The organism is Turicibacter sp. H121 (genome assembly GCF_001543345.1).
In the GTDB taxonomy this organism is placed as follows: Bacteria; Bacillota_I; Bacilli_A; order MOL361; family Turicibacteraceae; genus Turicibacter; species Turicibacter bilis.
On sequence record NZ_CP013476.1, the window covers coordinates 1,932,522 to 1,955,068 of the forward strand.

A 22,547-nucleotide genomic window follows, 5' to 3' on the forward strand; every position below is an offset into this window, starting at 1 on the left:
ACCGGTACCTCAAGGTGTGTAACCGTTAACAGTGTATATTACATGTATTGAATGTATGCGCTTTAGGTGGTATATTACCTAATGTGAACAGCTAATAAAATATGGGGGGCGTAGAAATGAAAAAATTATTATCAATCGGATTAGTTGCGTCATTATCATTAACAGGTCTTGTAGCATGTGGAAATGATGGGAATACAAGTACACCATCGTCAACATCTGATGCTGGAGAACAGGGTGGACAAACAGGAAGCTCAGAATCAACAGCAAATGGAGACAAAGTTGAAATTAAATTATGGTTAGATGATGATGCTTTTGCAGCAGCTATTGAGCCAGCAATCGAAGAAGCACTGCCTAACATTGATATTATTTATGAAAAAGTTGGGGCTGTAGATGCTCGTCAAAAGCTTGAGTTAGATGGTCCAGCTGGATTTGGGGCAGATCTATTTATTCAGCCACATGATGGAATGAGTAATTCTATTCAATCACAAATTTTATTACCATTAGGATCTGAGATTGGAGCAAATATTGAAGAGCGCTTTTTAGAAGGATCAGTTGGAACAGTTAAATCAGGAGATAATTATTATGGTATTCCACTAGCAACTGAATCAATTGCATTATTCTATAATAAAACATTATTAGAGGAAAACGGATTTGAAGTCGCTACGACATTTGAAGAGTTAATTGAACAAGCTAAACAATATAATGATGCCGCAGCAAATAAATTCTTATTCCGTTTTGATGCTGGTAACTCATATACAGTGCATCCATTTTTAACGTCTGCAGGATTTGAACTATATGGACCAAATCATGACGATGCTTCACAAGTAAACTTAAACACACCAGAAGTAGTGAAAGGATTAACATTCTATCAATCATTAAAAGAAATTTTACCTGTCCCATATGCCGATTTAAATTGGGATTCAATTGAAGTTGAATTTGCTAAAGGTAATGTTCCTTATATTATTACTGGACCTTGGTCAATTGCTGAAGTTCGTAACCAAAATACAGGATTTGAATGGGGAGTTACAACAATTCCAACTATCAATGGTGTACAACCTGAAACATTCTCTGGAAACATCATTGCTTGTATTAGTGCCTATACACAACACGTAGCTGAATCTAAACAAGTTCTTGAATTCTTAGCATCAGAAGAAGGATTAAAAATTCTTTATGATGTAAAAGGAAGTATTCCAGCATTAAAAGATAATTCAGTTATTGAAGGTGTTTTAGAAGATCCATATGTTTCAGGAATTTTAGCACAAGCAGAATTCTCTCAACCAATGCCAATCTTACCAGAAATGGCAAGCTATTGGACACCAGTTGAAACAATGTATCGTTCAGTATGGGAAGGATTAGCAACTCCAGAACAAGCAGCAGAAAAAGCATTAGCAGATTATAATGCTGCATTAGAATTAGCACAATAACACACACATTAAAAGGGTTATCTCATTATAAATTGAGATAGCCTTTTTTTATAAGTTTACGTCATCTTCTGTGAGTTCGTATGTTTTTTCATTGATTGGTGGTAATGCTTCAATGAGACTTTCTTTCTCAAAGCGAGACAAAAGTTTGTAAAGTATTTCTGCACCAACTATCAGTTAACTCTTAAATATCCCCCATAATTGTGTAACCATGACGAGTCGAAAATATAGTATATTCATTCAGTTAGTATCCTTAAAGATGGTCTAGCTACCTATTTTCTCTTTATATCGAATATTTATATATCTAATATCAACACAAAATGATTGGTTATAATGGCAAATAAAAAGTGTCGATATTACGAAGAAATCATATGATTATAAAGAGTATAGATTTTATGAAAAGAGGTTTTAAGATGGATGGATTTATTTCTGAAGAAACCAAAGCAAAGCTAAAAGGGAGTAAGACAGAACAAAATTTAAAAGATGCTTTTACTGGAGAATCGATGGCACAGACTAAATATCGAATGTTTTCAGATGTGGCTAAAGAAGATGGGTATGAACAAATCGCTGAAATCTTTATGAAGACAGCAGGAAATGAAAAGGAACATGCAGAAGTATGGTATAAAATTTTGCATGATGGCTTAGGTGATACATTAGCTAATTTAAAAGATGCTGTTAGTGGAGAAACTCATGAACATACGAGTATGTACCCTGATTATGCAAAGATTGCTAAAGAAGAAGGATTTGATGACATAGCAAAATTATTCGAACAAGCTGCTAAAATTGAGAGAAGTCATCAAATGAGATATGGAGAATTAGAAAAAAACATAGAGGAAGACAGAGTATTTAAAAAAGATCAGCCAGTCGTTTGGGAGTGTCGTAATTGTGGGAATCGAGTATATGGGAAAGAAGCGCCTGAACGTTGTCCATTCTGTGGCTATCCGCAAGGATTTTTCGAGTTGCCTTGTCATAATTATTAAGAAGCAGATAAGATACCTTATCTGTTTTTTTTATCAAATATTTGGATTTATTTCCAATAAACCGGAATATTTTGGTATAATGTTTGATGGATGAAAGAGGTGGAGAGAGTGAAGAAAATTGGATATGTAATTGATGAGGCAATTGGCTATTTCACACCAGATATTTCCCGAATTAATCATCTTTTTAAGGTATATAGTTATGCCAAAACGATTGGGGAAATGGAAAATCTAGATGAAAAAATGCAAGAGATATTAGAAGTAACAGCTGTTCTTCATGATATTGGAATCAAGGTAAGTGAAGAGAAGTATCAATCTAGCGCAGGCTGTTATCAGGAAATTGAAGGGCCAGGGATTGCAAGAAAAATACTAGAACAATTAGGATATGATGAAGTTTTTATTGAACGTGTTTGCTACATAATTGCACATCATCATACATATCATGAGATTGATGGATTAGATTTTCAAATCTTAGTTGAAGCGGATTTTTTAGTTAATATTGATGAAGATCAAATGAGTAAGGAAGCAATTCAATCAATTAAAGAGAAAATTTTTAAAACCCGCACAGGAATTAATTATATAAATTATTTATATTTATGAAGTAGTAAAAGTATAATTTTAGGATTATCTCAGACTGACAGCTTTATAATAGAGACATTTAGGGTGAATAATCCTTATAATAAATAACTAAATAATTTCACAAAAATTTGGTATGTAAATATTTATGCTTTAGCCACTCAACTTAAGAACAAGCATGCTCACTTATAGATGAAAACTTCTTGATATGTGAGCACCAGGAATGATAGAGGAAATTAGGTGCTTCATATGTAGAGGATGATATTTATTTAATCGTGTACTTTAAATAAAAAGCGTAGAACAATATAGTTTTACGCTTTTTTAGATGAGATGAAAAAAGACGCCCATCAAATAATGGCGTCTAATGATTTCTTATTTTATTTCTTGAAAGTATGCTTCTTCATTTAAACAGTTTTCTGATTTAGCAACCACAACAGCTGTTGCAGAGTCTCCAACAACGTTTAATGCTGTTACTAACATTTCTACTGGGCGGTTGATCGCTAAAATTAACGAGTAAGCTAATAGTGCTGCATCATTTTGATATCCCATTCCAGATAAGACTGTAAATAAGATAACAGCTCCGGCACCTGGTGCGGCAGGTGTTCCAATTGAAGCGATTAATGCTAAGATAGCAATTAATGAAATGCTTCCGAATGTTACGTCATAGCCTGCACTTGAAGCGATGAAGATGGCAGCAATGACTTGCATGATTGCTGTTCCGTTCATGTTAATTGTCATTCCTAGAGGTAAGATAAATGAGGCAACTTCTTCATTTACTCCTAATTCTTCAGTTGTTGTTTTTGTGTTTAATGGTAATGTAGCAGCTGAAGATGAAGTTGAGAACCCAAACATTGCAACTTTTCCAATCTTTTTAACGAATGGCATTGGATTTAAACGAGTTGTAATTAAGATGAATAAGGCATAACCAACTGTTAAGAATACTAATAAAGTAACAATGACTGTGATGACATAGGCTAAGGCAGGTTTTAAATGTTCAACACCATAAATGGCAAAGGTGCGAGTTAATAATACAAAGATAGCGAATGGTCCGAATTTTGTAATTAAGAATGTTAAGAAGACGGTGATAATTTTATTGACATCTTCTAATAATTTTTTAAGAACTGAGATTTGATCGCCTAAATGATTGATTGATAAACCTGTGATGACTGCTAAGAAGACGATGGATAAAATGCTTCCGTTTGTTGCAAAAACTGAAGTGATGTTGTTAGGGATAGCTTTAACAAGGATTAATAATGGATTTGATCCGGTTGTTCCAGTTTGAGTTGTAATATTATCAATACTAACGTTAAATACTCCAAGTTTATTTGCGAATAATCCAACGACACCTGCTAAAATTAGAGCGAAAAATGAAGTAGTTAAAAATCCAGTGATTGTTTTGTATGATAAGCGTCCTAATGTTTTTGTATCAGAGATACGGCACATTGCTAATGCAATTGATGTAAATACCATAGGTACAATAACTAATTGCATTGAATTTAAGAATAATTGACCTAGGATATAGAAGATTCCAACAGCATCTGTTGCACCTTCAACACTAATATCTTGGAATAAGATTTTATTGATAGTGGCCCAAAGATCAGCATTTCCTCCCGCTAATAAGTTTTCACGTAACATTAAGAATAATGATCCTGTTACTAAACCACAGACAAGGGCAATGGCCATATGAATGGCTAAACGATTTTTATTTTGTTTTTTAGTCATTGAATAAGTCTCTCCTCTATTATAGATGTTAGGACCCAATCATCTTATTAGATTAAACAGGGTTATTGTCTATAAGATGAATAAAAAAAGCCTTAAGTTCCATTAGATATCACGAACTTAAGGCATAAATGAATACAGCAATATAACTAAAAGATAGACCAATACTATCATTTAGTATAAAATAACGACTATATTTTTCCTTAATTACTTCTCGTGAGTAATCTTAAAGGGTTCCTACTTGAAAATAAATATACTGATTTCTAGTCGTAGAGTCAAGCTTTTTTTGAAATAATAGTATAAAAAAGTCGTAACTCGTCGATTTAATTCATATTTTTTCTTAGTTATCTTATTTTGGTAGACCTGTATACAAATGTTAGAGCATACTATCATTTGATAAAATAGACAATAAGTCACTAGATACTCTGAGATGAGATTGTGTTACAATAAAGGTGAACGCAGGAGTTACCGTAAGACATACTCAACAAATAGGAGAGATACTTATGAATAAGAAACTTGTTGCGATTATGACTTTTGTTCTTGTTGCTTTAGGAGCAACAATGACGATTACAAGTCACAAAATAGAAGCAGAAAATCCGAATGAAATAGCGATGGTATCTTCATTACGACTGCCACAGTTTAAAGAAAAAGGTACGATATCATCTATGGAAATAAAACAACCTGTAAAGCAAGAAGAACAGCCTTTCTTACTATCAAATGAAACTAAAACAGATGATGTATTTATGGCAAAAGAAGAGAAGTTTGAAGAAAAATCTTTATTACAGCCATTAACAACAGAGCCAACAGGTGGAACAGTAGCAGAATCCGTTGATGGATTTATGCCGTATGTTGAGCAGCTGATTTTTGAAAAGGTCAATCAAGAACGTGAAAAAGTTGGATTATCACCTCTTGAGAACAATCAGATGATGAGTCAATATGCTCGAACAAAATCACAAGATATGGGTGATCGAAATTATTTTGCTCATGAAAATCCTGAAGGCGATTTAATGAGTGCCTTCATGCAACAGGATGGAGTTATTTATCAAGCATGGGGTGAAAATATTGCCTATATTGGTCGCGATATGAATGAAAGTCTAGAGGCGTTAGCACAACAATTTATGTCTAATTGGATGAATTCGAGTGGACATCGAGCTAATATTTTATCTACTAATTTTTCTAGTATTGGAATTGGTGTTTATCGATGTGGAGATAAAGTTTATGCCACTCAAGAGTTTTATCGTTAATTATATTTTTAAAGAAATTACATGTCTTTCGGTTTTGGAGTGGAATTTTCAAAATGACATGACTAATTACATAAAAAAACTGCGACTATTTTATAGTCGCAGTTTTTTTGTTGTATCAATGATTATTAGGATTATCTTTGAAAAATATATTAAGTTTTACAATAGCTTTTGAAAGAGTCGAAACTCCGTTATAAATTTATGATTGTTTATTTTATTCAGTGAAAATAATGACATTTTTTATAGAAAAAAGTGATGTAAATTTACTTTTTCAACCCTAAAACTGAACCTGTTGGTATTGATTAGGAGTACCTTTTTATTAGTAAAACTATCGATTATTAAAATTATTTATTTCTTTAACATTTTTTTCTATAATAAAAGAGTAGTTGATGAAGAAATATGAACGTTAATAATAGTATAAAAAGGAGGATGGCCATGGAGGCACGTATTAGTGGAACAACTCAGTTAATAGGGATAATTGCAACACCTATTCGTCATAGTATTTCACCTAAAATGCATAATGCAGCTTTTTCTAAATTAGGGCTGGATTATGCTTATTTAGCATTTGATATTGAACAGTCACAATTAGAGGATAGTGTGAAAGGTTTAAAGGCAATGGGAGCTAGAGGGTTTAATGTATCCATGCCATATAAAACAGCAATCATTGAGTATTTAGATGAATTATCGCCTGCGGCCAAATTATGTCAAGCAGTCAATACAGTTGTGAATGAAAATGGTAAATTGGTTGGACATATGACGGATGGAAGTGGATTAATTCGTTCACTACAAGATGAAGGTTATGATATTCGAGGGAAAAAAGTAACGGTGATTGGTTGTGGTGGAGCTGGAAAAGCGATTCAAATTCAAGCAGCGCTAGATGGAGTATCGGAACTCTCTATTTTTAACCGTTCAGCTGAGAGAGGACAACAAGTCGTTGACTTAATTAACAAACATACAAATTGTAAAGCAACCTTTTATCACTTAAATGATGAATTAGCATTAAAAGAACAGTTAGCAGATAGCTATCTTCTTATTAATGCCACGAGTATTGGGATGGCTGAATTAGAAGGCCTGTCTTTTATTAGCGATTCTAGTGTTTTGCATCCTGGCTTAATCGTCTGTGACATTATTTATAATCCAAGAAAGACGAAGTTGCTACAACAGGCGGAAGAAGCGGGATGCAAGGTTATGAATGGAGTTGGGATGATTATTTATCAAGGAGCAGAAGCCTTTAAGTTATGGACAGGTGAGGAGATGCCGATTGATTATATTAAAGATGTTTTAGATCTTAAATAAGATAGGAGAGGTATTGATGAAAATCTTAGTCTTAAATGGTCCAAATTTAAATATGGTTGGAATTCGTGAGCAAGGTATCTATGGAAATCGTAGCTATGGAGATATCGTAGCCTATATCAAGGAAGAAGGAACAAAACGTGGACATGAAATTGAGGTTCTTCAAAGTAACTATGAAGGACAAATGATTGATTGGTTCCAAAAAGCATACTTTGAAAACTATGATGGGATTATTATCAATCCAGGAGCATATACTCATTACAGCTATGCCATTCATGATGCAATTAAATCAGTCGTCACGATTCCAACGGTTGAAGTCCATCTTTCAAATGTTCATGCCCGTGAGGAATTCCGTCATAAATCAGTGACAGCTTCAGCCTGTATTGGACAATTATGCGGATTTGGTGAGTTTGGATATATTCTAGCCATTCAAGCGTTAGAAGATTATAAAGCAAAACAAAAGGCTTAATTGAAGTGAATTTGAGTCATAAAAAGATTTTCTAACTTTTCTTAGGAAGTTTTTTTTCATGGTAACAAAACAGTCAGTTATTTTTTAGTTGAAGATGAGATAATAAAAATAAGTTCTTTTATAATAGTTTGAGGGGAAATGGCATATAATTTAGTAGATTGTTAAATTTTAATGAATATTCTTTATAAAGGAAGTGCCCGGGATGAAAAGACGATGGATGTTAATCATGACGATGGTGGTTTTATGTGGATACCTTTTTTCATGTTCAGCAAAAGAGGATCAAACGGGAAGTCAACCACCACAATCGCAAGAATCTCATCAACGTGAGCCGTGGAGTTTGATTTATTGAGTAGTATTTTTTAAAAGATTAACCATAAGATTGAGTTGAATGAAAAGAAATAGCCTTATCGGGAAAATGATAAGGCCTTTTTATTTGGTTAATATAGGATTTTTAGTTTATAATATTAAATAAAAGGGGTGATTTCGTTGTATCAAACACGAGGACGTATTCGATTTAGTGAAATAGGTGAAGATGGACGGTTAACACTGCATCATTTAATTAATTACTTTCAAGATTGTAGTACTTTTCAATTAGAGGATATTGGGCTTGGCACAGATTATTTTATGCAACAAGACTTAGCTTTTTATATATTATCGTGGCAAATCGAAATCAATCGGTTACCTAGACTTGGTGAAGAGATTAAAGTTGGAACGTTAATCTATGATTGTAGAGGGATGTTTGGCTATCGTAATTATGTTCTGTTTGGTGCAAATGATGAAGTTTTAGCGTATGCTAATGTGTGTGGGTGCTTCTTAAGTGTAAAAACCGGATCTTTTGTTAAATTAACGATAGATGAAATTGAAAAATATCCAATTGAACCGAAGTGGGAGATGACCTATTTACCACGAAAAATCAAAGCACCTAAGGCTGAGAAATATATGGATGCGATTCGTGTTAGTCAATTTCAAATCGATACAAATGGCCATATGAATAATAGTCAATATGTGGCAATTGCTTCGGAATACTTACCTGCACAAATTCAGGTTAAGCAAGTTCGAGTCGAGTATAAAAAGGCAGCGAAGTTAGGAGATTGTTTAGTCCCAACTATTGCAAGGCAAGAGGATATTTATTATGTCACCTTATGTGATCAAGAATTGAATCCTTATGCCATTGTTGCGTTTCAGGTTGAATAAAAATTTTACTCCTTTTATCACTGATTTGTGTTTAGGAGGTTTTAAGCCTGTCACTTTGATGAATTTTATGTAAGTTATATATCTGTTTTGTTAAAGAACCGTGAATGAATGGTTCTTTTTTTGTTATAATGTGTCATTTTTTTAATTTAGGCTCATACATTATATTAATAAGATCTATTTGTAGATTTTTATGTTCAGTGAGAAGTGAAGGAGAACAATGGAATAGATGTGGGGGGATGAGAGGATGACAGTCGTAGAAGATGGATTCATGAGCGATGAACGAGCAACCTCAATCATTCAGGCAGCCAATGATATGCTTGATTATTGTGAGCTTTGCGAAAGTAAAGTGAATGATTTTATAAAAATCGCCAATTGTATTTTAACTCGTCAAGAATATTATGATTTCTTAGCATTATATAAACGATTTGATAATAATTTCGGAATTTTAGAAAGTTTAGTCTCACAATTAACTTATCCAACAACTATTTTGCAAGCCGTATCTATTTCAGCTGTCATTAAAGAAATCCAACGAAATATGGATGAGTTAGTTGACATGATGGAAACCTCAAATGTACGAATTGAAGCTCAACAAATTAATGTCAATATGGCTAAGCTTATTGAAGAATTAATTAACTTCATGGATTTTGATGCGATTGATTATGATGATTTAGATGAGGCGATGACACGCACGTTTATTATTTTAAAAGTAGTAGATGTATTTGATAAAGAGTATAAGCAAGCCTATTACCCAATGAATGTTTTACATATTATTTCATTTGATACGAAAGTCGAAGCCTATACGTATGCACTTGAACATGGAATTAGTAAAGATTTTATTTTAAATAGATATGGGCACCTCTTATGAAATCATAAGTGGTGCTTTTTTTAAAAATATGTCTACTGAGTGCTTAATCTGGATCAAGAGTCAATAAGAAAAGGATTGAAGTGAGATGACATCAATCCTTTAGTTTTTTTATTTTATTGATTTGAGTAGCCGCATCCTGATAACCAAGTTCATATAATTCTTTTAATTTATTAATGTCTTTTTCAAAACGACTGATTTTTATCGGATGAGAAGGTGCAATGACGGTTGCTTTTCCTTCTTGTTCAAGTTGTTTAATGAATTCAAGGGTTTCGTTATACATGAGGTGGCGGTTATCAAGTGTCTTAATCATATTAGGATATTTTTTTAAAGCTCTTGAATAGATAAATCGGAAGCTTTCTGGTTCTTTAATAAAACTACGATCTCGAGTTAGCACAACAATGACATGATCACACCCGTCTTTTAACGCCTGTTTGACAGGAATAGAGTCTGATGTTCCACCATCTAAATATTCTCCCTCTTGGTAAGGTACAATAGGTGAAAAGACGGGAATAGAAGAAGACGCTTTAATAATCGTTGAATCATAATTTAAATGAGTTTTATCGAAATAAACGGGTTGACCAGTTAAGGCATCCGTGACCCCTACCTTGAATTCACACGAAGAAGCCAAAAAGGTATCATAATCAAATAAATCAAGTTGATGAGGAATCTGATTAAAAATAAAATCCATTCCAAATAAAGATTTTGTTTTAATAAAATTATTTAAGCTTAGATAACGTTTATCATTTAAATAACCTGTATTGACACGAAAGTTACGTCCTCTCTGTTTGGAAACATAGGAAACCCCATTACAAGCTCCCGCAGAAACACCGATCACGTAATCAGCCATAATATCTTGATCTAATAAATAATCTAAGACACCACTCGTATACAATCCGCGCATACCGCCACCTTCTAAAACGATTCCTACTTTCATGTGAACACTCCTTTAATGATTATGTTAGTATTTGTATTCTAACGAACTTAATTTTAAAAAAATGACGAATTTTGTCGATGGTTTTTCACTTTCTAGACACTTCGCTTTGTCGTTAAACGAACATTTATGCTAAAATAATTTTTAGGTGAAAAATTACCTGTGTTTACAATGTATTATTGGATAAAGTGGGAGGTTTTAGACATGCCTCGATTTAAGAAGATTTATATTGAAATTACAAATCGTTGCAATTTAAAGTGTGACTTCTGTCCGAGTGCGACACTTGGTCGAAAGGGGCGTGTGATGACAGAGTCAGATTTTATACATATATTAAATGAAGTGAAGCCGTATACGAATTATTTATATTTTCACTTATTAGGAGAGCCGTTTTTAAATCCACGTATTGGACGCTTTTTAGAACTGAGTCATGAAGCAGGAATGCAGGTTAATTTAACAACGAATGGGACATTGATTAAGAAGGTTGAAGATATTTTAATTCAAGCACCCGCCCTCAGACAAATTAATTTCTCAATTCATTCATTTGAAGCGAATGAACAAAATGGAACACTCGAAGATTATTTATTAAGTATTGCTGATTTTATTGACCGGATTCAAGCGGTGAAGCCTATATATTGTAATCTTCGTTTATGGAATATGGATGCAGAAGAATTAAAGGCGAAAAATTCATTGAATCAAGAGATTTTAACGTTAATTGAAAAGTCTTTTAAATTAGATGTTAATTTAAGTGAGAAATTACAAGAAACGCATAATATTAAGATTAAAGATCGGGTGTTTATTAATATGGCCGAAAAGTTTGAATGGCCAACACTTGAGCGTGACGTGATTAGTGAGAAAATGTTCTGTTATGGGTTGCGCGATCATATTGCGATTCAAGCCGATGGAACAGTCGTACCTTGCTGTTTAGACAGTGAAGGAAAAATTCCACTAGGAAATGTTCATGAAACACCATTAAATGAAGTTTTAGAAAGTGAGCGTGCTAAAAATATGTATGACGGATTCTCACGCCGTTGTGCTGTTGAAGAGCTTTGTAAACGTTGTGGCTATGCCAAAAGATATTAAAGGAGTGTTGGAATAAAGATGATTAGACCCATTATGAAGGATGAAGTCTTTTTAGCGCAAAAATCAGTACCAGCTACAAAAGCAGATTTACCAGTCGTTGAAGATTTAATCGATACATTAAGAGCCAATCTTGATGGTTGCGTAGGAATGGCAGCTAACATGATTGGAGTGAAAAAACGCATTATCGTCTTTGCGATAGGAGAAATAATTGTTCCGATGATTAATCCAATAATCGTGAAAAAAGAAAAAAGTTATGTGACTGAGGAAAGCTGTTTATCTTTAACAGGTGTTAGACAAACAACACGATATGAAAGTATCGTTGTCGAATACTTAGATAAAGACTTCAAAAAACAAAAAGGAACATTTACAGGATTTGTCGCTCAAATTATTCAACATGAAATTGATCACTGTAATGGGATTATTATTTAGGAAAGAATATAGTGTATGATGTGAGTTAATGATAAAAGAAGTGTGGTAGGATAGAATAGTTTAAAGCTAATTAGAGTAAAATTTGATTAGCTCTTTTTTAATAGCTAGGTATAGATTATTATGATGGGGACTAAAATGAGAAAGAATATGTGTTTATTCAGTCAATAAGTCGTAGTACCATTAAATAAAAAGCTCTCTAAAAAGTGAGAGCTTAGTGATTATGACTAGTATTTGAAATTAAAAAGCCGATGGTTGTTGAAATTAAATGATCAACTTGAGTAATGCCATCACTATAATTATTCTGCTTGGTTAAAGCAATAACCATTAATGTGATGAGACAGATAAGGCAAACGCCTGCCGCAAATAGTACTCGAATACTCGTTCCTTTCAAAAGTGGAACTTCAGTTTGTAAGACAGGGTCTTTTTCCGTTTCTAAATCAGGTTCGGTCACTCCCCTTGTAAGAAGACTGTCATTGTCTATCTCTTGATTTTTTATTTGAGGTTCCATGTCTTGATTGAATATTTCACGAGTTATATTTTGGACTGATGTTTCAGGATTTGATTCAGGTGTTTCAGTATTTGAATCTTTTTTTTGTCCGTTAGAGTTATTGTTTTGGTGTGGAATATTCATTCCTAAAATATACCCGAATATACTTGAAAGGCTCGTTTGAAAAATCGCATTAATAGTAGGTTGCGAATGGAAAGCTGGCACAAATATCGCGCAAATTAATTGAACTAAGAGAAAAACACCAATAATTAAGACCGTCTTACAAGCGATATCAAGTTCTTTCCATTCGTGTTTTAGTAGTTTGTTTAATGGAACGTTGTTTTTATTCATAGGTATCACCGTTGAGTAAGGATTAAATTTAAATCATGATATCTTATGTTTTTTATAAAATATTGAAAAGGATATCTATCCAAGTTCTATAGGTATGATAAAATAAAACATCATAGTGTTAAGCAGTAGTTATTTTTTACATCGAATGATTAGAGATGACCTTTGTTTAGCATAAGTCAATCTGTTAACTTATATATATAGAAATGGAAGTGAATTAATGAAGGAAACAATGAAAAAAATTTTAGAGTTTCGAGATGAACGTGGTTGGAAACCATACCATACACCTGAAAATTTAGCGAAGTCAATTTCGATTGAAGCGGCAGAATTACTTGAATGTTTTCAATGGAACCATGAGTTTGATCCGATTCATGTTAATGAAGAATTGGCGGATGTTTTAATTTATTGTTTACAAATGGTAGATGTGTTAGGTGTTGATGCGAAGCAGATTATTTTTGAAAAATTAGAAAAGAACGCAGTTAAATATCCCGTTCAAAAATAAAAAGCCGTTTCAAATGAACGGCTTTTATCACGGATGAAAGGCATAAACCATCACGGTATAAGTTTCGTATAAAAAATAAAGGACCATACTGACTAAAAGGGCAGAATTAACAAATCGTTCACCTTTAGCTCCTGTTTTAAAGTTCGCCAGTTTAATTTTTATTTTACAAGGATAAAAGAGACACACGCCTTGATGCGTAAATAAATCGAGTACAATATGAGAAATATGACCGACCATTAACCCACAAGTTAGAATGATGTAAAAATCTTGACCAATATTGAGCAGTGGTGCAAACGACATAAGAATAAAGAAAAAAGCAATGGATAGAAGACTATGAGTTAGCGTGCGATGTTTAAAATGAGCTGAGATAAATTTTGAAATAAAGGGAAGAAGTTTTCCCATTTGTGAACTTTTCATATCAATATCAGGCAGTAAAGAACCGACAGTTGTAGCTACACAATAGAGGGTAATAATGAAAAGTTTAGAAAAGGTATTAGCTTCGGCATAAATCGGTGCGATAAATAATTGATGAGTGATTAGTCCACAAAGTAAGCCTCCGCGTTGGTGAGTAGCGGCTGTCATGATTAAAGTCCTCCTATGATTCTATAGATGTCGAAAAGTGTCTTATATTCCAATATTATACCCTAAACTATCGAATATTTGTTTGGATTTTATCAGTAAAATTATGGAAAGGAGTGGGTCTGAAATGGGGTTAAAGGAAGAGTTACAGAAATTGAATGAGGCTCAACGAGCGGTAGTAGAAAATTTAAATCAGCCTCTTTTAGTTATGGCACCTGCTGGAACTGGAAAAACCAATGTCATCTCCTTACGAACAGCTCATTTTATTCAGTCAGGCATGAGTCCGAATCAAATATTGTGTTTAACTTTTACGAATAAGGCCTGTCATGAACTTAAAAATCGCGTCATGAAAACAATTGGAGCGGATGGGAAAGAAGTCTGCGTAAAGACGTTTCATAGTCTTTGTTATCAATTAATTAAAGAAGAATCAAAATCGCTTGGAAAATTATCTAATGATTTTATGATTATTGATGAAGAAGATGCGAAGTTTGTGATTAAGCAGTTGATTGGAAATGTAGGAATTTTAAGTGATAAAGCCTACGAATACATCCAAGCCCTCAAACTTTATCAAATTGGACGTGGTGAGGTGGACCAAGACTTAATTAATGCCTTTCACCAATCAGAATCAGCCTTACGACTTTATTACACCTTGAAAAACTCTAATCAGGGGAGTGAAACATTAGCTTATTTATCGAATTATGGTTGGTGGCTTTATGAAGAGTATCAACGCCATTTGAAAGAGCATCACCTGCTAGACTTTAATGATTTATTACTCTATGCTACGGATTGTTTAGCTCAAGAGGAAATTTTGAAGAGGTGGCAATCTAAGTTTCAAGTCATCGTGGTTGATGAGGTGCAAGATACAAGTATCGTAGAGTATGAGTTAATTCAAAAGTTAGCTTTACATTCAAACTTCAGTGCCTTTGGTGATTTTAATCAGACGATTTATGAATGGAGAGATTCAAATCCTGTTTTAATTCGTGCCAAAATTATGGAAGATTTTAATCCAATCTGTTTAGAATTATCATTAAATTATCGAGCGACAAAACGTCTCGTTCAAATGAGTGCGAATTATTTAGAGAATGGAAAGCGTGCACGCTTAATTAATCCTAGTTTATCACCAAAGTTAATTGAAGCAGCCAGTGACGTACTGGGGACTCGTCCTGTCTTTTATGAAGCGGGAACGAAACAAGAAGAAATGAATTTTATTATTGATCACTTAAAACATCATCGACAGGAAGATCTTGCGAAAACAGTTATCTTAACACGAAGTAATCGTCAAAATAGTGAAGTTGCTAACTTTTTAAAAGCAGATGGAATTCCGTGTTATCTAGTTGATCAATTATCTTTATTTAAACGCAAAAGTATTAAAGATTTACTTGCTATCGTTCGATTTTATTTGAATCCATCGGACGAAGTCTCTCTTCAAAGATTTATTCCTTTGTTATTTAAGTCGGTTGATTTAATACAAATGATTCAGCCTCAATATTTAAAACGTTATAAACAATACGATATGCGCCTTGTCGACTTATTTTCAAAACAAGCTTATGATTATGAGGAACCTTACGGCTTATTGAAGCAACATTATGAAAAAGGACGAATTATCATTTTTGATGTGGAATCAACTGGGCTTGATGTCACTAAAGATGAAGTCATTCAAATCGCTGCTATTGAGCTAAAAGAAGGAATAGTTGTTCAATCTTTTGAACGTTTTATTAAGCCGTCGAATTTGGTTGGAGATTCTGCGTTAGTTCATGGATTTAGTGATGAGTTTTTAGAAACGCATGGACAATCAGCTTCTGATGTTTTTCAAGAGTTTTTACAGTTTATTGATGGTGCTCTTTTAATTGGTCATAATGTTCAGTATGACTTGAAGATTGTTCGTTCACATATGAATCGAGTTGGTTTATCATTTGACACAATCGTAGGTTATTGTGATACGCTAGATATTGTGAGGCGATTATATCCTAATCTCAAAAACCATAAGCTAGATACGGTGAGTGATTTTATTGGTGTGGAACACGAACCAACGCATAATGCGATGGATGATATTTTGGCCACAAAAGATGTGTTAGTTAAAAGTATGGAACGCTTAATGCAATGTCATGAACAGCGTAAGAAGGTCATGAGTTATTATCAGGCATCATTAATTCCTATCGTTAATCAGTTGGAACAAATAAATGCTTGGATTAATCAAGAACTTCCTTCACAGTTTTTATTAAAATTAATTGATGAGTTTAAAATCTGGGAGACAGCCCCATGGGTTGAAGATGAAGTGGAACAAATGAAGCATCATGAACTATTAGCTTGCTTAAGAGAAATTGAGGAGCAACATTTAACCGATTGTCCTCATCTTCCAATGTGGGAGTTATGGACACGAATTTTAGCCCAAACTTCGTTATCGGCTAGTGAACTGGATCGAGTTATGAAAGACCAAAATAAATTAGCGGTGATTACAGTACATCAATCGAAGGGATTGGAATTTGATCATGTGATTATTCCATTTTTAAATCAAGGGATGTTCCCGCTTGATTTTAATGGTACAAACCAAGAAGAGGAATGTCGTCTTTTTTATGTTGCCATGACCCGTGCGAAACAAACCCTTTTATTAACGCGTCATCTTAAGGATTATAGTTATTCTAAAAAAGAAAAGGAAAGAAGTCGGTTTATTGATTTCTTATACACACAAATAGGTGATTAAATGAATAAAATTTTTGAAGTAGAATATAATGCACAGCTCCCACAGTTAACAAAACAAGGCTTAACTTTAGTGGATTTTTATGCCACATGGTGTGGGCCATGTAAAATGTTAGCGCCTATCTTTGAAGAATTATCAGATACTTATCAAAATGACGTTCAATTTGTTAAAGTGAATGTGGATGAAGTTCCTGTTTTAGCGCATGAATATCAAGTCATGACGGTGCCAACATTAATGTTGTTTAAGGATGGAAAACCGATTGAATCAGCAAAAGGATTTCATCCATTAAACGAACTAAAAGGATGGTTAGATTATCATCTTCAATAACCATTGATATTAATCAGTAGAAAATTTAAATTAAAAGGCTATATTCAAGTTATATGAACATAGCCTTTTAATAGTTAAGAAAACTTAGATATAGATATTTTCTATAGATGACCCTAAACTTTACCATAAAATTTTTTATGTCATGGTTTAGGGGGAGTAACCTGATATGAGAAAGAGTTTTTATAATTTCGAGATTTAATATTAAAAAGTATTGTATAATAGTGCAACAAAAAATACATAAATTACATATTAAACATTAAAATTACTAAACTAAAAGGTAAGTTAGGGTGAGGAAAAATCAGAATGATAGAAGTAAAGTTTAACTGGTACGGCTAGATTCTATGTGTCTATTAGTGTATGATAAGTGAAGTATAGTTCTATCGTTAATATTGAAACAGTAAGGAAGATGAGGGATGAATGAGAATTTTCAAACGTTTTATTGGAGTAAATTAGATAATGTGGCGAAGTTATATGCTCTTGTTTCTAGTTCAAAGGCAACGAATGTGTTTCGTTTATCAGTGAAGATGAAAGAAGCTGTTCAAGCGGATCTTTTATCAGAGGCGGTAATGGCAGCACTGATTGAGATGCCTTCCTTTAGTGTACGTTTACGTAATGGATTTTTTTGGTATTACTTTGATATGAACTTACAAAAGCCTCGTATCCGAAAAGAATATACATATCCTTGTTCTAAAATGACGAAATTTACAAATAATAATTATTTATTTAGCATTACTTATTATGAGAAAATGATTCATTTAGAAGTCTTTCATGCGCTGGCAGATGGTGCAGGAGCCACTCAGTTTTTAAAGGTTATCATTTATCATTATCTCAAACGTTTATATCCAGAATTAGCGACGGAATCCATTGTGATAGGAGGAGATCATTCATCTTTACCTGCGATGGATGAAGACAGTTTTTTAAAGGTAAAAAGTGAAGCTCAATCAAAAGTCATACCGAAAACAACTGTAGCATATAAAATAACAGGTATTAAAAAACGTCCTCAAGAATTAAAGGTCATTCATGGGATTATGTCTGCTAAACAGGTCGTTCGTATCGCAAAGCAATATGAAGTGACCGTATCCAGCTTGCTATGTTCAATTTTGATTTATGCGATCTATGAACAAAATTATAAATTTAATCAGGATTTTCATCCTATTATTGTCACGGTTCCTATTGATTTAAGAGGGCGATTTGGTTCACATACGTTAAGAAATTTTTTTTCAAATGTTAATGTGACGGTTACGCCAGGTCCTAACTTAAGCTTTGATGACTTATTAAAAGACGTTTCAAACCAATTGAATGAGGGTAAAAAGCCAGAAGTTGTGAATCAAAAAATTAATGATAATGTCAGTGCTCAAAAAAACATGATGATTCGTTTCGTACCACTAGGAATTAAGAACATGGTCATGCGTCATATTTACCATGAAGCGGACAAAGGGGTTACAACAACGTTATCAAATTTAGGGCGTGTCGTGTTACCTGAATCATTAGCTCCATATGTTGAGGAAATGCGAATGATGATTCCTGTGACCCCTCATCAACCGATTCGTTGTGGTGTTATTTCTTGTAATGATCAATTTGTTTTAACATTTACTTCCTCTTTAGAGGAAACAGATATTCAAAGATACTTTTTCAGATTTTTAAAAAAATACGGGATTGATATAACAATCTCTTGTAATGAGGAATTTAATCATGAAATATTGTTCTAAATGTCAGATGAAAGTACAAAATCAATTGAATAACTGTCCACTTTGTGGGCAATTACTGGAGTCGGTTGAATTTGAAATTGAACGAGATTATCCAGAGCAATTTGCAAAAAAACGCCGTTTTTCTATTCGAAAATCCATTATTTTTTTAGCCATGATGATTATCTCCTTCTCATTTATCAGTGGGATTTTTCAAGATTTTCAATGGAATTGGGTATTCATTATTACAGCTGCAACACTTTACTTAACTATTAGTGCTATTTTAGGATCACGTGTGAAAAGAAATATTGGTCCAAATATTTTAACACAGGTTATTGGAATATCGGCTTTATCAATCATTATTGATTATTTTTTGGGATATAGTGGGTGGTCTTTAGAGATTATTTTCCCGCTGGGGTTAATGGCTGGAACAACTATAATTACTGTCATGATTCTTCTTAATCCAAAGCGATTTACGGATTTAGTTATTTATCAATTAATGTTTGGATTGATGGGAATTGTGATTTTAGCGATGATTTATTTCCAAGTCATTATCTTCCGTCAAATTGCTATTATTGGAAGTTATTATACGATCATTACTTGTGTCGGTTTATTCTTCTTTGCGGATCGTCAGATGATTCATGAGTTGAAGAAAAAATTTCATTATTAATTAATATTTTTCATAAAAAATACAAATTATGTAAGAAAAGATTTACAAATAGAAAAATAGATGTTATAGTATCCATAAGTTAAATAATTCCAATTGAATCGTGATTCCTTATAAAGAGAAGTGGAGGGACAGGCCCGATGAAGCTTCAGCAACCAGTACAGATGTACAGTGGTGCTAAATCCGACAGAGCTATTCTGAAAGATGAGGAGAACAGGTTAGTATGCTGATTTTAAACTAAGGTGTTCTTCTGATTTCTCAGAAGGAATCCTTAGTTTTTTTAATTGAATAATAATCCTTATCGAGAGAAGTGGAGGGACAGGCCCGATGAAGCTTCAGCAACCAGTACAATGTACAAAGGTGCTAAATCCGACAGAGCTATTCTGAAAGATGAGGGAGTGAGTGAGAATTTATTTAGATTTGAACGGACTTCTTTCATCAGCATAAGGAGTCCGTTTTTATTTTGGAAACAGCAAGAAAGGAGAGTCAATATGATTGAACTGAAGAATGTGAGTAAAACTTTTTCGCTAAAGGGGAAGATTGTTGAAGCGGTTAAAGAGGTTAATTTGACAGTAGAAGCTGGTGAAATTTTTGGGATTATTGGATATAGTGGTGCAGGCAAGAGTACTTTAATTCGATGTTTAAATTTTTTAGAAGTTCCAACTGAAGGGGAAGTGATTGTTAATCGTCAAGTGCTAAATCAATTATCGCCCAAAGAATTAAGATTAGCTCGTCACAAAATTGGGATGATTTTTCAGCACTTCAATTTATTAAAGACACGAACTGTTTTTGATAACGTTGCTTATCCGTTAAAAGGTCAAAAAATTAGTAAAGAAGAAAAGAAGGAAAAAGTACTACGTCTTTTGAATTTAGTGGGTCTAGAGGATAAAGCAGATGTGTATCCTTCCCAATTAAGTGGGGGACAAAAGCAACGTGTGGCCATTGCACGAGCATTGGCTAATGACCCTCAAGTTCTATTATGCGACGAGGCAACATCTGCACTTGATCCACAGACGACAAAGTCGATTTTAAAACTTCTTAAAGAAATTAATAAAGAGTTAGGATTAACGATTGTGTTAATTACGCATCAAATGGAAGTGGTTAAAGAGATTTGTCATAAAGTTGCGGTCATGGAGAAGGGCCGTATTATTGAACAAGGAAATATTGTTAGTGTCTTTTCAAATCCACAATCAGAGATTACAAAAGATTTTGTGTCCTCATTATTCCAAGATGAGAAAATCTTTGAGTTATTAGCAGAAAGAGCACCACTAGAAGAACTGAGTCACTTAGAGAAGCTAGTTAAAATCTCATTTGTTGGTCAGCAAACAGGACATGCCTTTATTTCGAAGTTATCAAAGCAATTTAATGTAGAGGCAAGTATTTTATTTGGAAGCATTGAGATTATTCAAAAGACCCCGATTGGTCATTTGATTGTTAGCTTCCATGGTAACAAAGAAGAAATCTTTAGTGCGATTAACTATTTAGAAAACTCAGATATTCAGGTGGAGGTGTTAAAGAATGAATCAGTTGCTTAATCAAATTTGTCCGAATGTCGTAGCGTATTTTCCAGAGTTAATTCAAGCGCTATGGGATACATTATTGATGGTGGTCATCTCGGGATTGTTTGCTGTGTTAATTGGTTTACCCATTGGAGTTGTTTTAGTCGTGACAAGACCGGGACATTTGTTAGAACAAAAAGCAGTTAATCTGATAGTGGGGAAGTTCATTAATGTTTTTCGCTCGATTCCATTTATTATTTTATTAGCATTTATTATGCCATTAACTCGAGCAATTGTCGGAACATCGATTGGATTAAAAGGGGCAATCGTTCCTTTAGTGGTAGGAACTGCGCCATTTGTTGCTAGACAAGTAGAATCAGCCTTATTAAATGTGGATCCTGGTGTGATTGAAGCTGCAAAGGCAATGGGATCAACGCCATTTGAAATTATTTATCGTGTCCTACTTCGAGAAGGGCTAGGTGGAATTATTTATGGACTAACGATTACGACGGTTAGCTTAATTGGATTTTCGGCCATTGCTGGAAATGTCGGTGGTGGAGGTTTAGGAGACTTCGCTATTCGTTATGGGTATCAGTACTATAAGGGAGATATTATGGTAGTAACGGTCATTATTATTATCATTTTAGTTTCAATCGTTCAAAGTGTTGGGGAAGTACTTGAACGAAAGTTCAGTCATTAATGAACAAAGAAAAAAATCAAAGGGAGAGATAGAAATGAAAAAGAAATTATTAAGTATTGTAACAACGATTTGTTTAGGAATTTTATTAGTAGCGTGTGGTGGACAATCAGGAGATACTGACAAAGTCATCAAATTAGGGATTAATGGAGAAGTCAATCAGATTTGGAAAAGTGTTCAATCACGTTTAGCAGATGAAGGGATTGATTTACAATTTGTAACATTTAGTGATTATAATTTACCGAATCAAGCATTAGCTGATGGCGAAATTGATGCAAACTCTTTCCAAACTATTGCGTTTTTCGAACAATTTATTAACGATCATAATTTAGATTTAACATCAATTGGCTATACGGTTTTAGCTCCAATGGGAATCTATTCATCAAAAATTTCTGACTTAAATGAGTTACCAGATGATTCAACTGTTTTAATTCCAAATGATGCATCAAATGGAGGACGCGCCTTATTATTATTACAAGATGCGGGTTTAATTAAATTAGCGGATGAAGTTGGAATTACACCAACTGTAAAGGATATTGTTGAAAATCCTAAGAATCTTGAAGTTGTTGAATTAGTCGCACAACAATTACCACTTTCATTAGCTGATGCAGAAATTGCAGTTATTAATAATGGAGTTGCCGTACAAGCTAACTTATCACCTTTAAATGATTCTATCTATATTGAAAATACAGAAAGTGAGTCTGTTGTAAATTATTATAATATTATTGCGGCTCGTACGGAGGATAAAGATAATCCAACATTAAAAAGATTAGTGGAAGTTTATCAAACAGAGGAAACGAAAAAAGCAATTGAAGAGGAATATAAAGGGGCAAGTATTCCAGTTTTTGAATAAGAGTATAGGG

At 33.5% G+C, this 22,547-nt stretch carries 23 protein-coding genes and 2 riboswitches; of the genes, 19 read left to right on the forward strand and 4 right to left on the reverse strand.

Features of this window, described 5'->3' with window-relative positions; translation table 11 throughout:
• Positions 1 to 116: 116 nt before the first annotated feature.
• The 3 genes from AT726_RS09265 to AT726_RS09275 all read left to right on the forward strand — a co-directional run bounded on the left by AT726_RS09265 (position 117) and on the right by AT726_RS09275 (position 2,998).
• Positions 117 to 1,424, forward strand: a complete 1,308-nt coding sequence (locus AT726_RS09265) for a sugar ABC transporter substrate-binding protein (protein WP_068759451.1) — start codon at positions 117 to 119, stop codon at positions 1,422 to 1,424.
• 410 nt (positions 1,425 to 1,834) lie between these two features.
• A complete protein-coding gene (gene rbr / locus AT726_RS09270; protein ID WP_055275627.1) occupies positions 1,835 to 2,401 on the forward strand; it encodes a rubrerythrin in 567 nt (188 codons plus the stop codon).
• A gap of 108 nt (positions 2,402 to 2,509) precedes the next feature.
• Complete coding sequence (locus AT726_RS09275; protein WP_237297070.1) at positions 2,510 to 2,998, forward strand: HD domain-containing protein; 489 nt, start codon at positions 2,510 to 2,512, stop codon at positions 2,996 to 2,998.
• Positions 2,999 to 3,346: 348 nt separating this feature from the next.
• Here the strand turns inward: AT726_RS09275 and AT726_RS09280 are convergent, their stop codons facing one another.
• The gene (locus AT726_RS09280; protein ID WP_055244719.1) at positions 3,347 to 4,696 is read right to left on the reverse strand and encodes a dicarboxylate/amino acid:cation symporter; all 1,350 of its coding nucleotides are present in this window, start codon (positions 4,694 to 4,696) and stop codon (positions 3,347 to 3,349) included.
• Between the two features lie 500 nt (positions 4,697 to 5,196).
• Between AT726_RS09280 and AT726_RS09285 the strand changes: the two genes are divergently transcribed.
• From AT726_RS09285 to AT726_RS09310, 6 genes are all read left to right on the forward strand, one after another.
• Positions 5,197 to 5,937, forward strand: a complete 741-nt coding sequence (locus tag AT726_RS09285; protein ID WP_055275629.1) for a CAP domain-containing protein — start codon at positions 5,197 to 5,199, stop codon at positions 5,935 to 5,937.
• Between the two features lie 432 nt (positions 5,938 to 6,369).
• Positions 6,370 to 7,230: a shikimate dehydrogenase gene (locus tag AT726_RS09295; RefSeq protein ID WP_055244715.1), complete on the forward strand. Its 861-nt coding sequence runs from the start codon at positions 6,370 to 6,372 to the stop codon at positions 7,228 to 7,230.
• A gap of 16 nt (positions 7,231 to 7,246) precedes the next feature.
• Positions 7,247 to 7,696 (forward strand): type II 3-dehydroquinate dehydratase, encoded by a 450-nt coding sequence (gene aroQ, locus AT726_RS09300; RefSeq protein ID WP_055244439.1) that lies wholly within the window; start codon positions 7,247 to 7,249, stop codon positions 7,694 to 7,696.
• Positions 7,697 to 7,898: 202 nt separating this feature from the next.
• On the forward strand, positions 7,899 to 8,045 hold the full coding sequence (locus tag AT726_RS12865) for a hypothetical protein (RefSeq protein ID WP_156343953.1): 147 nt from the start codon (positions 7,899 to 7,901) through the stop codon (positions 8,043 to 8,045).
• Between the two features lie 137 nt (positions 8,046 to 8,182).
• Complete coding sequence (locus tag AT726_RS09305) at positions 8,183 to 8,890, forward strand: acyl-[acyl-carrier-protein] thioesterase (RefSeq protein ID WP_055275631.1); 708 nt, start codon at positions 8,183 to 8,185, stop codon at positions 8,888 to 8,890.
• Positions 8,891 to 9,134: 244 nt separating this feature from the next.
• The gene (locus AT726_RS09310; protein WP_055244443.1) at positions 9,135 to 9,755 is read left to right on the forward strand and encodes a hypothetical protein; all 621 of its coding nucleotides are present in this window, start codon (positions 9,135 to 9,137) and stop codon (positions 9,753 to 9,755) included.
• A 91-nt stretch (positions 9,756 to 9,846) separates the two neighbouring features.
• Here AT726_RS09310 and AT726_RS09315 read toward each other — a convergent pair whose 3' ends face one another.
• Positions 9,847 to 10,689: a patatin-like phospholipase family protein gene (locus tag AT726_RS09315; RefSeq protein ID WP_055275632.1), complete on the reverse strand. Its 843-nt coding sequence runs from the start codon at positions 10,687 to 10,689 to the stop codon at positions 9,847 to 9,849.
• 201 nt (positions 10,690 to 10,890) lie between these two features.
• Here AT726_RS09315 and AT726_RS09320 point away from each other — a divergent pair, with 201 nt between their 5' ends.
• Together AT726_RS09320 and AT726_RS09325 are read left to right on the forward strand one after the other, a co-directional pair.
• The gene (locus AT726_RS09320; protein ID WP_055275634.1) at positions 10,891 to 11,766 is read left to right on the forward strand and encodes a radical SAM/SPASM domain-containing protein; all 876 of its coding nucleotides are present in this window, start codon (positions 10,891 to 10,893) and stop codon (positions 11,764 to 11,766) included.
• Between the two features lie 18 nt (positions 11,767 to 11,784).
• Positions 11,785 to 12,195: a peptide deformylase gene (locus tag AT726_RS09325; RefSeq protein ID WP_055244449.1), complete on the forward strand. Its 411-nt coding sequence runs from the start codon at positions 11,785 to 11,787 to the stop codon at positions 12,193 to 12,195.
• A gap of 211 nt (positions 12,196 to 12,406) precedes the next feature.
• Here AT726_RS09325 and AT726_RS09330 read toward each other — a convergent pair whose 3' ends face one another.
• Positions 12,407 to 13,033, reverse strand: a complete 627-nt coding sequence (locus tag AT726_RS09330; protein ID WP_055306007.1) for a hypothetical protein — start codon at positions 13,031 to 13,033, stop codon at positions 12,407 to 12,409.
• Positions 13,034 to 13,250: 217 nt separating this feature from the next.
• On the opposite strand from AT726_RS09330, the gene AT726_RS09335 reads away from it, so the two are divergent.
• On the forward strand, positions 13,251 to 13,532 hold the full coding sequence (locus AT726_RS09335; RefSeq protein ID WP_055275647.1) for a nucleotide pyrophosphohydrolase: 282 nt from the start codon (positions 13,251 to 13,253) through the stop codon (positions 13,530 to 13,532).
• Positions 13,533 to 13,559: 27 nt separating this feature from the next.
• Here AT726_RS09335 and AT726_RS09340 read toward each other — a convergent pair whose 3' ends face one another.
• A complete protein-coding gene (locus AT726_RS09340; protein WP_068759453.1) occupies positions 13,560 to 14,114 on the reverse strand; it encodes a metal-dependent hydrolase in 555 nt (184 codons plus the stop codon).
• A 103-nt stretch (positions 14,115 to 14,217) separates the two neighbouring features.
• On the opposite strand from AT726_RS09340, the gene AT726_RS09345 reads away from it, so the two are divergent.
• The 7 genes from AT726_RS09345 to AT726_RS09375 all read left to right on the forward strand — a co-directional run bounded on the left by AT726_RS09345 (position 14,218) and on the right by AT726_RS09375 (position 22,537).
• Positions 14,218 to 16,812, forward strand: coding sequence for a 3'-5' exonuclease (locus tag AT726_RS09345; protein ID WP_237297071.1), 2,595 nt, complete (start codon positions 14,218 to 14,220; stop codon positions 16,810 to 16,812).
• Positions 16,813 to 17,136 (forward strand): thioredoxin, encoded by a 324-nt coding sequence (gene trxA / locus AT726_RS09350; protein WP_068759455.1) that lies wholly within the window; start codon positions 16,813 to 16,815, stop codon positions 17,134 to 17,136.
• A 413-nt stretch (positions 17,137 to 17,549) separates the two neighbouring features.
• Positions 17,550 to 18,845, forward strand: a complete 1,296-nt coding sequence (locus AT726_RS09355) for a hypothetical protein (RefSeq protein WP_068759456.1) — start codon at positions 17,550 to 17,552, stop codon at positions 18,843 to 18,845.
• Positions 18,829 to 19,491 carry a DUF6320 domain-containing protein gene (locus AT726_RS09360; protein ID WP_068759457.1) on the forward strand — a complete coding sequence of 221 codons (663 nt, stop codon included), beginning with the start codon at positions 18,829 to 18,831 and terminating at the stop codon, positions 19,489 to 19,491. Before AT726_RS09355 ends, AT726_RS09360 begins: the two co-directional genes overlap by 17 nt.
• Positions 19,492 to 19,596: 105 nt before the next feature.
• Positions 19,597 to 19,699, forward strand: a riboswitch (SAM riboswitch).
• Between the two features lie 84 nt (positions 19,700 to 19,783).
• Positions 19,784 to 19,885: riboswitch (SAM riboswitch) on the forward strand.
• Between the two features lie 94 nt (positions 19,886 to 19,979).
• Entirely contained in the window at positions 19,980 to 21,023 is a 1,044-nt protein-coding gene (locus AT726_RS09365) for a methionine ABC transporter ATP-binding protein (RefSeq protein WP_055306031.1), read from the forward strand.
• Complete coding sequence (locus tag AT726_RS09370; RefSeq protein WP_068759458.1) at positions 21,007 to 21,687, forward strand: methionine ABC transporter permease; 681 nt, start codon at positions 21,007 to 21,009, stop codon at positions 21,685 to 21,687. Before AT726_RS09365 ends, AT726_RS09370 begins: the two co-directional genes overlap by 17 nt.
• 34 nt (positions 21,688 to 21,721) lie before the next feature.
• The gene (locus AT726_RS09375) at positions 21,722 to 22,537 is read left to right on the forward strand and encodes a MetQ/NlpA family ABC transporter substrate-binding protein (RefSeq protein WP_055243437.1); all 816 of its coding nucleotides are present in this window, start codon (positions 21,722 to 21,724) and stop codon (positions 22,535 to 22,537) included.
• Positions 22,538 to 22,547: the final 10 nt, after the last annotated feature.

What these genes read in the sequence shown, in the direction of transcription:
- AT726_RS09265 (WP_068759451.1), top strand. Translation starts at nt 117, where the DNA reads ATGAAAAAATTATTATCAATCGGATTAGTTGCGTCATTATCATTAACA.
- rbr (WP_055275627.1), top strand. Translation starts at nt 1,835, where the DNA reads ATGGATGGATTTATTTCTGAAGAAACCAAAGCAAAGCTAAAAGGGAGT.
- AT726_RS09280 (WP_055244719.1), bottom strand. Translation starts at nt 4,696, where the DNA reads ATGACTAAAAAACAAAATAAAAATCGTTTAGCCATTCATATGGCCATT.
- AT726_RS09285 (WP_055275629.1), top strand. Translation starts at nt 5,197, where the DNA reads ATGAATAAGAAACTTGTTGCGATTATGACTTTTGTTCTTGTTGCTTTA.
- AT726_RS09295 (WP_055244715.1), top strand. Translation starts at nt 6,370, where the DNA reads ATGGAGGCACGTATTAGTGGAACAACTCAGTTAATAGGGATAATTGCA.
- aroQ (WP_055244439.1), top strand. Translation starts at nt 7,247, where the DNA reads ATGAAAATCTTAGTCTTAAATGGTCCAAATTTAAATATGGTTGGAATT.
- AT726_RS12865 (WP_156343953.1), top strand. Translation starts at nt 7,899, where the DNA reads ATGAAAAGACGATGGATGTTAATCATGACGATGGTGGTTTTATGTGGA.
- AT726_RS09310 (WP_055244443.1), top strand. Translation starts at nt 9,135, where the DNA reads ATGACAGTCGTAGAAGATGGATTCATGAGCGATGAACGAGCAACCTCA.
- AT726_RS09315 (WP_055275632.1), bottom strand. Translation starts at nt 10,689, where the DNA reads ATGAAAGTAGGAATCGTTTTAGAAGGTGGCGGTATGCGCGGATTGTAT.
- AT726_RS09320 (WP_055275634.1), top strand. Translation starts at nt 10,891, where the DNA reads ATGCCTCGATTTAAGAAGATTTATATTGAAATTACAAATCGTTGCAAT.
- AT726_RS09325 (WP_055244449.1), top strand. Translation starts at nt 11,785, where the DNA reads ATGATTAGACCCATTATGAAGGATGAAGTCTTTTTAGCGCAAAAATCA.
- AT726_RS09330 (WP_055306007.1), bottom strand. Translation starts at nt 13,033, where the DNA reads ATGAATAAAAACAACGTTCCATTAAACAAACTACTAAAACACGAATGG.
- AT726_RS09335 (WP_055275647.1), top strand. Translation starts at nt 13,251, where the DNA reads ATGAAGGAAACAATGAAAAAAATTTTAGAGTTTCGAGATGAACGTGGT.
- AT726_RS09340 (WP_068759453.1), bottom strand. Translation starts at nt 14,114, where the DNA reads ATGACAGCCGCTACTCACCAACGCGGAGGCTTACTTTGTGGACTAATC.
- AT726_RS09345 (WP_237297071.1), top strand. Translation starts at nt 14,218, where the DNA reads ATGGAAAGGAGTGGGTCTGAAATGGGGTTAAAGGAAGAGTTACAGAAA.
- trxA (WP_068759455.1), top strand. Translation starts at nt 16,813, where the DNA reads ATGAATAAAATTTTTGAAGTAGAATATAATGCACAGCTCCCACAGTTA.
- AT726_RS09355 (WP_068759456.1), top strand. Translation starts at nt 17,550, where the DNA reads ATGAATGAGAATTTTCAAACGTTTTATTGGAGTAAATTAGATAATGTG.
- AT726_RS09360 (WP_068759457.1), top strand. Translation starts at nt 18,829, where the DNA reads ATGAAATATTGTTCTAAATGTCAGATGAAAGTACAAAATCAATTGAAT.
- AT726_RS09365 (WP_055306031.1), top strand. Translation starts at nt 19,980, where the DNA reads ATGATTGAACTGAAGAATGTGAGTAAAACTTTTTCGCTAAAGGGGAAG.
- AT726_RS09370 (WP_068759458.1), top strand. Translation starts at nt 21,007, where the DNA reads ATGAATCAGTTGCTTAATCAAATTTGTCCGAATGTCGTAGCGTATTTT.
- AT726_RS09375 (WP_055243437.1), top strand. Translation starts at nt 21,722, where the DNA reads ATGAAAAAGAAATTATTAAGTATTGTAACAACGATTTGTTTAGGAATT.